This window comes from Brevibacillus sp. MER 51 (assembly GCF_023714195.1).
GTDB lineage: Bacteria > Bacillota > Bacilli > Brevibacillales > Brevibacillaceae > Brevibacillus.
The window spans coordinates 104608-116920 of the sequence record NZ_JAMAUS010000007.1 but is presented as its reverse complement, the minus strand read 5'-3'; the positions used below and the strand labels follow the sequence as shown (position 1 = coordinate 116920).

At 45.2% G+C, this 12313-nt stretch carries 12 protein-coding genes; 3 read left to right on the top strand and 9 right to left on the bottom strand.

What is annotated here, in order from left to right:
- Positions 1-65 precede the first annotated feature (65 nt).
- Positions 66-1025: a phage/plasmid replication domain-containing protein gene (locus M3630_RS16640; RefSeq protein ID WP_251252786.1), complete on the bottom strand. Its 960-nt coding sequence runs from the start codon at positions 1023-1025 to the stop codon at positions 66-68.
- Between the two features lie 500 nt (positions 1026-1525).
- On the opposite strand from M3630_RS16640, the gene M3630_RS16635 reads away from it, so the two are divergent.
- Positions 1526-1930 (top strand): recombinase family protein, encoded by a 405-nt coding sequence (locus tag M3630_RS16635; protein WP_251252785.1) that lies wholly within the window; start codon positions 1526-1528, stop codon positions 1928-1930.
- Positions 1931-1989: 59 nt separating this feature from the next.
- Entirely contained in the window at positions 1990-3702 is a 1713-nt protein-coding gene (locus M3630_RS16630) for a recombinase family protein (RefSeq protein WP_251252784.1), read from the top strand.
- On the opposite strand, the gene rlmH is transcribed toward M3630_RS16630, so the two are convergent.
- The 3 genes from rlmH to M3630_RS16615 all read right to left on the bottom strand — a co-directional run bounded on the left by rlmH (position 3604) and on the right by M3630_RS16615 (position 6161).
- Positions 3604-4083, bottom strand: a complete 480-nt coding sequence (rlmH, locus tag M3630_RS16625; protein WP_015894066.1) for a 23S rRNA (pseudouridine(1915)-N(3))-methyltransferase RlmH — start codon at positions 4081-4083, stop codon at positions 3604-3606. The genes M3630_RS16630 and rlmH overlap by 99 nt on opposite strands.
- A 4-nt stretch (positions 4084-4087) precedes the next feature.
- Positions 4088-4330, bottom strand: a complete 243-nt coding sequence (locus tag M3630_RS16620; protein ID WP_047070355.1) for a CxxH/CxxC protein — start codon at positions 4328-4330, stop codon at positions 4088-4090.
- A gap of 592 nt (positions 4331-4922) precedes the next feature.
- The gene (locus M3630_RS16615) at positions 4923-6161 is read right to left on the bottom strand and encodes a S1C family serine protease (RefSeq protein ID WP_251252783.1); all 1239 of its coding nucleotides are present in this window, start codon (positions 6159-6161) and stop codon (positions 4923-4925) included.
- A 284-nt stretch (positions 6162-6445) separates the two neighbouring features.
- Between M3630_RS16615 and M3630_RS16610 the strand changes: the two genes are divergently transcribed.
- Positions 6446-6682 (top strand): hypothetical protein, encoded by a 237-nt coding sequence (locus M3630_RS16610; protein WP_251252782.1) that lies wholly within the window; start codon positions 6446-6448, stop codon positions 6680-6682.
- A 2-nt stretch (positions 6683-6684) separates the two neighbouring features.
- Here M3630_RS16610 and M3630_RS16605 read toward each other — a convergent pair whose 3' ends face one another.
- The 5 genes from M3630_RS16605 to yycF are packed head-to-tail and all read right to left on the bottom strand — an operon-like array spanning position 6685 to position 12186.
- Complete coding sequence (locus M3630_RS16605) at positions 6685-7473, bottom strand: MBL fold metallo-hydrolase (protein WP_173611655.1); 789 nt, start codon at positions 7471-7473, stop codon at positions 6685-6687.
- 43 nt (positions 7474-7516) lie between these two features.
- Entirely contained in the window at positions 7517-8290 is a 774-nt protein-coding gene (locus tag M3630_RS16600; RefSeq protein ID WP_251252781.1) for a two-component system regulatory protein YycI, read from the bottom strand.
- Positions 8277-9659 carry a YycH family regulatory protein gene (locus tag M3630_RS16595; RefSeq protein ID WP_251252780.1) on the bottom strand — a complete coding sequence of 461 codons (1383 nt, stop codon included), beginning with the start codon at positions 9657-9659 and terminating at the stop codon, positions 8277-8279. Before M3630_RS16595 ends, M3630_RS16600 begins: the two co-directional genes overlap by 14 nt.
- On the bottom strand, positions 9656-11479 hold the full coding sequence (gene walK, locus M3630_RS16590; RefSeq protein ID WP_221868191.1) for a cell wall metabolism sensor histidine kinase WalK: 1824 nt from the start codon (positions 11477-11479) through the stop codon (positions 9656-9658). Before walK ends, M3630_RS16595 begins: the two co-directional genes overlap by 4 nt.
- Positions 11476-12186: a response regulator YycF gene (gene yycF, locus M3630_RS16585; RefSeq protein WP_173611651.1), complete on the bottom strand. Its 711-nt coding sequence runs from the start codon at positions 12184-12186 to the stop codon at positions 11476-11478. Before yycF ends, walK begins: the two co-directional genes overlap by 4 nt.
- Positions 12187-12313: the final 127 nt, after the last annotated feature.

Here is a 12313-nt window from a genome sequence, read left to right as displayed (position 1 = left end):
ACAACAAGACAAGATGATAATTTATCAGGCTACAAACGTCCCCATAGCTGTTGTCGACCGATACATTAGAATCGAAATGGATTCTCCATATACTTTTTATTGCCCAACTTGTGCTTTGGTATTGGTATTGGATGTATGCCCATACCTTCTAAAAATTCTATGAACTGCTTTACCTTATATTTGGAATACTTCGGTGTTTGTTTTCCTTTGGCAGTGACTCTTTGGATTTTTTTAATCCCTTCAAAATTATAGATAGATACATCTCGCAGGAATTCTCTCAAATTGATTTTATGTTTTTCTTTTATGTCATTTTCTCCAATTATCTTTGTAGCTTGGTCAATCTTGTAGAAGTCTCCCTGGTGAAAGATTGGTGATACATGATTTACCATATATTTTTCCCAAAAATCTTTAGTAAAGTAGTTCTCGAATTTTTTTGTAATGCCATGGTACTTCTTCATATAATTGAAATGTCTATTTTGCAGACTTACTTCCAAACGTATTACATTTTCCTCGTAAGGCCTAGCATCCAAGAGTTTATCTTCTCTTTCTACTATTTTATCGTATAGTAGTATTTTTACAGACAGACTATTGAAATAGATTGAAGTCTTGAATTTCCTGTTTTTTTTCTTACGATTGTATTTATCCGCTGTTTTTTTTAGTAGCCATAACAGCAGTTTTCTCTGCTCAACATCTTTGACAACTGCATTGTAACAATAATCTAATCTAGTCATGGTAAGTTCCTTGTCATTGTCACCAAACAGAAAAAACAAATATTGGGTGATTGATCTTTTTATATTGGGCAAATCTGTTTCAACGATATCCGCCTTATCCAACATTATCGTGAAGTCAACTTTTAAAAACATCCACCAAGTTCCAAATCTTCTTGTAAAGGTTGTTTTGAACATACCGTCAAATTGTCGATCAACCTTTTTGGATAGTAATGATATCTCAACCTTGAATTTTCCACAAAGTAATCCTATTTCCTCTTCGGATAATGTTAGATAAAAATTTGCAGTGTGAATCATGTTTTCCTCCTTTTATTTTTCGAATCGGGAAAACTCAAACCCAATGTTCCCAATGGTTTTCGCAGATTTTTTAAAAGTTTTTTTCCCAATTCAAACATTATTTATTGGTCCCGATAGAGAAATTCGGTGGACTTTATCGATATTGTAGAATCAAGGGCATCGATTCATAATTAGCAGTCCTCTCAATAGCGTTTAACTAAAAAAGACAGTTCTCTCTATTGGTAGAGAACCGTCTTTTTTTGATTATTAACTTTAGTGCTTTACCTTGCGAAACCTCAAGCATCCAAGCTATAGACAGATTTTTGATCCCAATTATACTTAAGAACATAAGTTCTGCAGAACGATAACACTACAACAGGAAAGGGGACTAATCATGGAAACTAAAGATCTCACACAACTCGAAATCAACAATGAAAAATTGGAGGACATTGCTTCTATTTTGTACCAAGTATTATCCCGAAACGATAATCTGTCTTCAAAATGTAAGGAGGAAATTTTTCTTGGTAAATAACAAATTAGTGGCAATATATATACGGACAAATACAACGCAAGACCAATGTTCGTTAGAATTGCAAAAAAGTAACGGTCTTGATATTGCAAAAAAAATCTCTGGTCAAGACGTTACGTTTGAAATGTACATGGGTGAAGGAATCAGTGGTATAGATTCAGAACCGATCAACTTTCAGCGTATGCTTCACGATATCCACATTGGAAAGGTCACAGCCGTAGTTTCACATAGCGTCAGCCGTATTAGCCGTTGTACTTCTTCAGTTACAGAATTCCTGCAACAAATGAAAAAGTTAAATACCCTATTTAAAAGTGTGAAAGAAAGTGAAAACCACTCAACTTTTGTAAATCGAAATAGCTTCATCATGAAAACCATTCGGAAACATTGGTTGCAATAGTAGTCAAGGAAATTATCAGAGAGTTGAACCAGAAAACAAAGAGAAGGAGGTAAATTCAGTTGGAGGACAATAGAATTGTTGCTTTTTACATTCGAGTATCAACTGATAAACAAGCTCAGGAAGGTTTCTCTTTAGAAGCTCAAGAGAATGTCAACCTAGATTATGCCAGACGACTTTTCGGGCATGATGTTCGATATGAAATTTATATTGACGAGGGGAAAAGTGGGAAAAGCACAAAAAAACGAACAGATTTGAATCGCATGCTTCGTGATATTAATGCAGGAAAAGTAAAAGCTGTGATCACCTATAAGGTATCGAGGTTAAGTAGAACATTGTCAGATTCATTGAAACTGGTGGAGGAAATCCATAAATCAAAGGTACGATTCATTAGTTTAAAAGAAGGCGAATACGGAACTCCTCATGGTAACTTACAGTTCAACATCCTAGCTTCTGTGGCCCAATATCAACGAGAGGAACTTTCAGAAAACGTCCAATTAGGCATGACTCAACGAGCCATGGAAGGACTCTGGAATGGTGGTAAGGTGCTTGGCTATAAAAGTGTACACAAACTATTGGTAATTGAGCCAGACGAAGCTGAAATCGTAAAACTGATCTTCCATAAATATTGTGAGGAAGGTTGGGGAACGAAACGTATTGCCAACTATCTGAATATGTGTGGATACCGAACAAAAAACGCCAATACATTTTCCGTAGACTCTGTTAGAAGTATTCTCGGCAATCCTGTCTATAAGGGATATGTTCGATATAACCAATTCATTAATTGGGAAGAGGACCGAAGAAAAGGGAAGAATCCTGAATATATTTTATGCAAAGGTGTCCACGAGCCTATTATTGACGAAACATTATGGGAAAAAGCACGATCCCGACTTGATGACAGCTCCACTGGAATTCCTCGAAGATATTCTGGGACTTTCCCATTAACAGGGTTGTCAAAATGCCCTGAATGCGGATCCTTTATGACAAGCTTATATGGTGCAAAACGAAAAGATGGTAGTCGTAAGCGTTATTACGTCTGCGGAGCTTATCACAATAAAGGGAATTCTGTGTGCAATCCTAATTTAATTCCTGCTGATTGGCTTGAGTGTGCCGTATTTGAACGTTTATCGAATGCATTACAATCTGAGGAGATACTTAAACAACTAACAGATAACATCAATGCTCTAATCAAAAGTTCCATTCTGGATAATTCCACAGAAGTTCAAGCACTTGAAAAGAAACTACTTGATTTGGAATCAAGAAAGAAAAAAATACAAAAAGAAGTAGAACTCGAATCAGGGTTATTTACCGAATCTGAAGCCCGTGAACGAATAGCTGAAATTCGAAAAAATATTGAAGAAATCAGTCTCACTCTTACCTCCCTTCAAAAAGACGGACGAGAATCTGAACTATCAAATATAAAACCTATTACGAGAGAAGATGTTCGGTCACAGCTTGCAGATTTCCTTGAACTTGCAGGTAAGTTAAATCCGTTGGAGTTTCGGAAATTACTTCAATCATCAATTGAACAAATTGATGCCTCTAAAAATCATTTGAAACAGGTCCACTTTTCTTTCATTGTACACATGCCTGAAAAGGATCCTCTGGATCCCCTACATATCCTCGGCAAGCCCAGTTCCACTCTTCGGGCTATTTATTTTAATAATAATCATTACCTATTTGTGATAAGGTTCCCCCCGACTAATCCGAAAAGCCCGATAAACCTGCTCCAACAACACCAGCCGCACCAACTGATGCGGAAACGTCATCTTTGAAAACGACAACAAAGCATCCGCCCGCTTCAACACCTGATCAGCCAACCCCAACGACCCGCCAATCACAAACGCCACCTGACTGCGCCCATGCAAAGCCAGCTTGTCCATCTCCGCAGACAACTTCTCCGACGACCACATTTGTCCATCAATCGCCAGCGCAATCACATACTGATCCTGCTTGATCTGCGCCAGGATGCGCTCGCCTTCCTTGCGCTTCACCTGCTCCATCTCCGCCGCGCTCATCTCTTCTGGCGCCTTTTCATCATTGACCTCGATCACTTGCAGCTTGCAGTAAGCAGACAAGCGCTTGCTGTATTCATCAATGCCCTCACGCAAATATTTCTCCTTCAGCTTTCCTACTGTAATAATCGAAATTTGCATGATCCTACATTCCCTTCTCTTTCAAAAGCGCAATCTGCCCAGGCTCTCCACATTCCCGGCAACGCTTGTCTACTCCATCACCCTCAATCGCCTGTGCCGCATACGTATCCGGCGCCGCCTCAAAATCATTAACGTAATCATCCAACTCCTGCTCCAAATGCTCCATGCAAGCAAACCGCACCGGATATTCTGCCAACAGCTCAACTTCCTTGCCTTCTATTTGCAAGCTTTTCATCTTCATGTCCATATCAAATGCCTCTTTTCCGTACAAATAATGTCGCTTCCTATTCTACCCCAGAACCGCAACAAAACAAATGAATCCACCAAAAAGACCTCGATGAGTTTACAATCATAAGCCTTTGTATTTTATTGCTTTTGTTTTTTAACTTCCGACGGACAGTTAAAGCTGTAGAGAGAAAAAAGAAGAAAACGGCGAAAGTCTTTGGGATACCAACCGAAGCGCAATGGAAAAAAAGAAACCTGCCTTTAGCGTCCACCTCTGAGACACTACGTAGCTGCGCGACTTTGGACGCGGGTTTCTTTTTTTACATGGAGCTGGGCAGAACCGCCTCACGGCAGGTAGCCCAAGAACTTGAGCGTTTTCTTCTTTTTTCTCTCCTCCACCGAGAGCCCGACCAACAAAAAAAGAGAGCGCCGTATCAGCTCGACGCTCTTAATAAGGGATCTATTTAAAAATAGATAGAGGGGGGAACTTAGATACTGCATATATGCAAACGGGATAAAAATAATCCCGGAATTGCCAATTAAGCTACTTGCATACTTGTACAAACCTTAGCATGTCTTTTAGATATACTCGAACTAACTCCTTACACTTACACTTACTCTTGTGGCCTCTCGGTCAGCTTTGCTTTAGTAGTTTTCTGGATACCATCTCGATAATACGAAATTTCCACCGTATCTCCCGGCTTTTTGTTATAGGTTAAATATTTTAATAGCTGAGCGCTGCTGGAAATGTTCTTGTCATCCAGCTTGACGATGACGTCGAATTGTCTCAGGCCTGCTTGACCCGCAGGAGAGAATTTGCCTACCTCTGTTTGCACGACGACGCCAGTATTCACATTGTCAGGCAGATTCAAGGTTTCTTTCCATTCGTAGCGCGGCACATTGGCCAAGTCGAGTGGCTGCACACCGAGGTAAGAACGTTGCAGCGTGCCTTTTTCCATCAGTTGGTCCACGATTACTTTGACATCATTGATCGGGAGGGCAAAACCTAACCCTTCGACACCTGCTTTGGAAATTTTCAAGGTGTTAATCCCGATGACCTGACCCTCGATGTTTACGAGAGCACCACCGCTGTTACCTGGGTTGATCGCTGCGTCTGTTTGAATGACATCCAGCTCCCAGTCGTCCTGGCCATCTTCGTTAAAGTCCATGGGCATGGAGCGTTCCTTGGAACTGATGATACCTTGTGTAACCGTCCGGGAGAACTGCATGCCCAATGGGTTCCCGATAGCAATGGCCGGCTCGCCCACCTGTAAGGTAGAGGAATCACCAAACTCGGCAACGTCCGTAACCTTGGAGGCGTCGATTTCCAGTACAGCCAGATCGGCGTAACCATCGGCGCCGACCACTTTTGCCGACACTTTTTCACCTGTTGGCAGGGCGACCTCCAGCTTTTGCGCCTTATCGATTACGTGATAGTTCGTAACGATGTAGGCCTTTCCGCCTTTTTTCTGAAAGATGACACCAGAGCCTTGGCCCTGCTCTACATCCATCGAGTTCTGCATCCAACTGTTTCTGCGCTGACCGATGTTGATTACACCAACGATTGCATTTTCTACTTGTTTCACCGCATCTACTGTACCCGATCCCACACTAACAGATACTGGCTTGGCAAACAGGTTAGAAGCAGAATCGGAGGCATTGCTGCTTATCGCATTTTCTGTTCCAGGCTTAACCATATTAATATATCCCGCATTGGAGAGAGTCGGCAGCGTGAGCAGGACGACCATCCCCCCAATTACCGCGGACGTTACCGACGTCACGACCATACGCCCAATGTTAGAACCGCGTTGTTTTTTTCGCTCCACGTGAGTGAAATCATCATAAAAACCCATGATTCGTACCTCTCCTTTCTATCTTCTACCATTACTAGCTTTGCAGGTTTTTCATGCTCGTATACACAATGACATGCGCCATAGTTGGTTTGCATGATTGATTTGGTTGATGTCTGTTTCCTTTTGACACCCTTAGAGTATACGACCCGCTTTCGGCAAAATGGCGTGAGAATTATGGAAAGGTTGTGGAATAGAAAAAAGCTCCCGGAATATTTCTCCGAGAGCACGGATATGATAGATTAAAAGCTTTTTCCTGCCAGACCAAATAGAAAGGATTGATAGACTTGAAAGAAGTCCACCTCATCGCCAAGCTGGCTGACCTTCAGGAAGTAGACTACCACAATACGCTTGTCCTGCATGCCTTGATCGAGTTGCTCGTAGCCAAAGGACTGCTAACTCACGACGAGCTGACTGCCAAAGTGAATGAGCTCGATACAAAGTTAACTTTCCATATCGATACGTATGCGAAGCTCACAGATCGCCTCGCCAGTCGTCAGGCAGGGATCAAACCGATCTTATAGCTTTATAACTCTTCCAGCTTGGTAGGTCGATCCGGGTACGTATCTCGCAGATGCACATCGTCACCAACAGACATGCCCCGCTCCTCCAAGATGTTTTTGACCGTCAGTCTGGCCAAATCAATCATGTTGTTTTCCTTACTCAAATGGGCGAGGTACACGCGTTCTGCTCCGCCTGTTAGACAATCGAGCAAAGCATCGCCCGCCGCTTCATTGGACAAGTGCCCGACATCACTCAAGATACGTCTCTTGATGCTCCAAGGGTACTGAGACATGCGCAACAGCTCGACATCATGATTGGACTCGAACACATACGCATCTGCTCCACGAATCGTCTCTTTAATGCGATCACTCACATACCCCAAGTCAGTCGCGACACTGAGCTTTTTCTTGCCATGATAAAAACAGAAGCCCATCGGCTCGGCGGCATCGTGCGAGATTCCAAATGACTCGATGCCCAAATCCTCCAACTCCTTCTTTTCCCCCACAGAAAAGAAGCGTCGCTGATCTTCCTTGATCGTCCCGATTTGCCCATCCAGCTCCGACCACGTCTTTTCATTGGCGTAAATCGGCAATCCATATCGCCGCGCCATGACGCCGACCCCTTTAATATGGTCGACGTGCTCATGGGTGACGAGAATGGCGCTGAGATCCCCTGGATTGACACCAATGGTCTCCAGTGCCGCTTCTGCCTGCTTTCCTGTAATGCCTACATCGATTAATACGGAAATACGGTCTGTTGCCACATAAATGGCGTTGCCCGTACTCCCGCTTGCCAACACACTAAATCTCACCGAACATCCCTCTTCCCGTATCTTTCCCAGGCTGTCTATCTATTCAGAGCTGCGTAACCATCGGACGCTCCAGAGCTCCTGTAATCGCATTGACAAAATGCCATTTGCCATCGTGAACCACACGCCATACAGGCACCAGCGTCTGAATATCCGCATCGTAAGAACCGTAATAACCCAAGCTCACATTCTCAATCCGTTCCCCTGGTGAAATGATTTGCTTGTCCACCAGAGAGCGTAGTGCCGCATAACCAGAGATCACCTGTCGTTCCCCCTGCTGCTTGCGAAGGTGGAAAAAGGTCTGCCTGTAGCCAAGTATCGCTCCGTTGTCCAAATACATTTCCAACGGCGCGACGAATACTGGCATTTTATCATAGACCTGCCAATACAAAAGCCGCGCTTGATTCGATTGATACGGATCGGCTACGTATTGATCGGAATAAATCAGCCTTGGACCAATTTGACGCAAGAGCTCCTGAGGATTCAGTTGACCTCGAATCTGCATCGGTGGGTCCAGCTTGGCAGCCAGCGCCATCTTTTCTACCGTCGCCTGAAGCCCCGATATCTCATGCAAGGAAATCGGATTAATTCCGATATACTCCGCATCCAAATTGGACATTTCCGGTGTATCCTGCGGCACTTCTGTATCCAATGTGATATTTTGCTGATTCAAGTACAGCTCTGTATTCCATTTCTCGCTCTGCGCGACTTCCTTGTCATTCCACAGGCTAATGCGCGTCACATACACCTGATACAGGAGAAACAAATCGAGGAGAAGAAAGGCCCAGATCAGAATCGTCTTGGTCCTACTCCAATCCATGCGCCTTCCCTCCTCCCTGTTTGGTGTGCGCAGAAATATACAGGTTCGCCTGATTCGTCAATTCCACTACCCAGATTGGCATCAGGTCCACGTATCCTTCGCCTACTTTGGTATGGTAAGCCAAATAAGCGTTCGTGATTTTTTCTGTGTCCGCCAGCTTTTTGTCGCGGATATATTGATACAGCTCAGGACCAGACATGATCGTCCACTCTTTATTGTCGATATACTTGTCCAAATCCAGCAGCGAACGACTCATCGTCACAACCTGGCCTGCTTCTGAGGTAATTTGGATCGTATCGATTTGCTTGGCTTCCCCATCACTGATCAAAGGATACGCCCCCAAGTACTGGCGGAATGTGATCAAGTCTTTTTCATTGTAGCTCTTCTTGATTCGTTCAAAATGGTACTCATCGAGCCAGCCCAAGTGCTTATTCATGAAGGTAACGGCACTCTGCACTTTTTCTTCATCTGACAGCACCTGATCCCGCTGTTGGTACGCCGGGTCGGTAAACGTGAACGCCTGCTGCTCTGATCTCAATTGAATCGATCTGCTGCCATCTGTAAAAATAACCGTTTTGTCCCGTTCCATGATCTGTCTGACGAGCGATTGATCGATAAAGTAGGACTCGATTAGTCTTTCATTCGTAACAGGTACGTAGCTGTAGCGGAATTGCTGCATGCGCAACTGATTCTTGGGCAAATAGTAAGTGCTCCACATCAGCGCAGGTCCTTCCAAATCTACGAAGCTTCGCTCTGGTTTGACGATTTTCATGATTTGCTCAGGCATTAAATCACCAGAAGCCAAATACGATTCTCGCAAATCCTTTGGGCTGATAGACGTTCGAGAACGCATCATTCGACCTTCCTCAGTCGACAGAAACAACGCGTAGACGACATCCTCGTCCTTCTCGTAGTACACCCACAATCGGTCAATCCCTTTCAATCGGTTGTCAAACTCATCCCGAAAGGTTACCAGCCGACCTACAATTGACAAGGGAACCGTGCTCCGAAAGCGCACTTCCAACCCCATCTTTTCCCGGGCAATATCTTCCCATTTCTCATTGGAGATGGTGAGCGGAGAAAAATCGAGGAAGATCCATTTCGACATTTCTCGCACGATCAAACTGTAAGGAGCATCGGTTGCGGATGCTTTCGTATGGCGATCTTCCCCATAGTGAAAAACAACGGATTCCGGCGTAACGAGCTGTTCGAGTTGTTTTTCCTGAACTGGCTTTGACTGCGTGTATTCTGCCGGTTCAATAAATTGAAGGTTGGGTTGATTCGACCACAACATCGCTGTCAAAACAAAGCTGGCTAACACTAGCAGATTGAGTAAGACGGTCTTGGCAGGCTCTAGCATCCGCTTCATCCCGTTTTTCCTCCTTGGGCAAATGGCACCCAGAACGTGACTGTCGTTCCAGCGTTCCATTCGCTCGTAATCTCGATATCTGCACCGTGTGCCTGTACTAATTCGCGGGCAATCGCCAATCCCAGACCTGTTCCACCCTGACCGCGCGAACGCGCCTTGTCTACGCGGTAGAAACGTTCAAAGATTCGCTTCAAATCGCGGCTGGGAATACCGATTCCTGTGTCGGTGATGGAGATTTGGACCCGCTTTTGCTTGTGGTTCTCTCTTGCCATGAGAACCACAGTGCCCCCTTGAGGCGTATACTTGATCGCATTGGACAAAAGATTATCCAATACTTGATTGATCGCATCTAAATCAATGTAAACCGGCGGAAGCTTGCTCGGCATATCCAGACTGAGCTGGACCTCCTGTTGCTCACTGAACATGGAAAAACGATCAGCAGCATAGTGAAGCAATCGATTGAGGTCCGCTTCCTTGCAATGCAGACGAACCCCTTGCGAATCAAAACGCGATAGCTGCAATAAATCGTTTACCAAGCGAATCATGCGCTCTGTCTCGGACGACGTAACCTTCAAGAAACGTTGGGACAGCTCTGGGTCCTCCACTGCGCCATCCAGCAACGCTTCCACGTAGCTTTTAATAGTCGTCAGTGGTGTCCGCAGCTCATGCGACACATTCGCTACGAATTCGCGGCGCTGCTGCTCCAGTCGCTGCTGCTCCGTCACATCGGCTACGACAGCAATGATCCCACCCATTTTTTTGCTATCGTGCTGCAAGGGCGTAAACGTCACACGCAGGATTACCTCTTCCTTATTCGGCAACGTCATCTCAATAATAAGCGGTTCTTCCTGCGCATAAAGCGACATCTCATCTTCTGGCGGCAGGCCCAACAAATCATACAAGGTGCGTCTCTTGAGAAGGACGTCAGCCATCGTCACCTGCAACATATCTTCCGCGGCCCGATTAAACAGGATGATCTGTCCATTCCGGTTAGCGGCAATAACACCGTCCGTCATGTTGCTCAAAATTCCCGCGAGCTTCTCACGCTCTTCCTCTTGCTGCAAGATCGCTTCCTGCAAACGCAAGGTCATATGATTAAAGGCCATACCGAGTTGGCCAATTTCATCATCGCTATAGACTCTTACACTACTATTAAAATCCCCATCTGCCACCAATCGTGCCTGACGGGTCATCTCCTTCACTGGCTTGGTGATGGTGCGGGCCAACACGACCCCGAGCACCGCCGTAATGGCCATCGCGATCATCGTACCCGTTCCCAGGATGCCGTTCATTTTCCCAATCGTCGCATAAGTGCCTTCCATCGAAGCAATCATGTAGACCGCCCCGTATACAATCTGATCGCCCTTAACAGGTAACGCCAATACTTTCACCCGCGCCCCCGTCTTCGGGTCGATCCGCATTGATTCACTACGCGTCCCGAGCAAGGCAACCGTCACTTCAGGCTGCGAGGTCCGCTGTCCAATTGTACTTTTGTCCTCTGTCGTCGCAACCACCGTTCTTGTCTGATCGATGACCTGCACATTCGCTCCATTGATTTTAACCAGATTGTTGATCAGGTTGTCGATGTCCTGGCGGTTTTGTTCGGCGTTGGATTCCTTCCCGTCATGCGGACGCAAATCGCTTTCCAGCAAACTCGCTAACAAACTAGCTTGTCCATTCAACGCCTCGGAAAAGTTGTTGATGTAGTAGCTCTCGACTTCCCGGGCAAAGTAGGCGCTAATAAATTGCATCGCAAGCAAAATCAACAGCATGTAAATGATGACCATTTTCCACTGAACGGTTTTGAACAGCCGCCTCATCCAGGCTGGCCTCCCATGCCGGGATTGCGTAATGTATAGCCCAAACCACGCCGCGTAATAATGTACCTCGGCTGGCTTGGATCATCCTCGATTTTTTCCCGCAAACGACGAATGGTCACATCTACCGTCCGCACATCTCCAAAATAGTCAAATCCCCAGACCGATTGCAAGAGATGCTCTCGCGTCAGTACTTGTCCCTGATGGCGAGCGAGGTACACCAGCAGCTCAAACTCACGGTGCGTCAGTTCTAATGCTTCTCCCACCTTTTCGACGGTATACGAGTTCAAATCAATTTCCAGCTCATGTACGCGCAGTACATGCTGGCTATCCTTCTCTTCCACTTTCGAGCGGTTACGGCGCAAATGGGCCTTTACACGAGCTACCAGCTCACGCGTACTAAATGGCTTCGTCACGTAATCGTCCGCGCCCAATTCCAGCCCGAGTACCTTATCCAATTCAGAGTCTTTGGCAGTCAGCATGATGATCGGCACATCATACGTTTGGCGAACGGTTCGGCATACGTCCATTCCGTCTCTGCCTGGAAGCATAACATCCAGTAAAATCAAATCCGGTCGTTCATCCTTGACCACGACAAGTGCCTCATCACCATCGTAGGCGCATACGACCTGATATCCTTCTTTTTCAAACGTGAATTTCAAAATATCTGCAATCGGTTTTTCATCATCAACTACGAGGAGTTTTGCCATCCTGCGCCCTCCTTTTTCTGTAAGTGCGTGTTCAACAGTCTTCTGTTTCCTCTTAAACTACTTCTTCAAGGATTCCACTTCGACCGCCACTATTCCTCTACAATACACCATGTACGCCATGTAAAGA

Bases quoted from the DNA above. Each gene is read 5' to 3' on its own strand.
- walK (WP_221868191.1), bottom strand. From the start codon at position 11,479: ATGAGGCGGCTGTTCAAAACCGTTCAGTGGAAAATGGTCATCATTTAC.
- yycF (WP_173611651.1), bottom strand. From the start codon at position 12,186: ATGGCAAAACTCCTCGTAGTTGATGATGAAAAACCGATTGCAGATATT.
- M3630_RS16615 (WP_251252783.1), bottom strand. From the start codon at position 6,161: ATGGGTTTTTATGATGATTTCACTCACGTGGAGCGAAAAAAACAACGC.
- M3630_RS16595 (WP_251252780.1), bottom strand. From the start codon at position 9,659: ATGAAGCGGATGCTAGAGCCTGCCAAGACCGTCTTACTCAATCTGCTA.
- rlmH (WP_015894066.1), bottom strand. From the start codon at position 4,083: ATGCAAATTTCGATTATTACAGTAGGAAAGCTGAAGGAGAAATATTTG.
- M3630_RS16620 (WP_047070355.1), bottom strand. From the start codon at position 4,330: ATGGACATGAAGATGAAAAGCTTGCAAATAGAAGGCAAGGAAGTTGAG.
- M3630_RS16600 (WP_251252781.1), bottom strand. From the start codon at position 8,290: ATGGATTGGAGTAGGACCAAGACGATTCTGATCTGGGCCTTTCTTCTC.
- M3630_RS16640 (WP_251252786.1), bottom strand. From the start codon at position 1,025: ATGATTCACACTGCAAATTTTTATCTAACATTATCCGAAGAGGAAATA.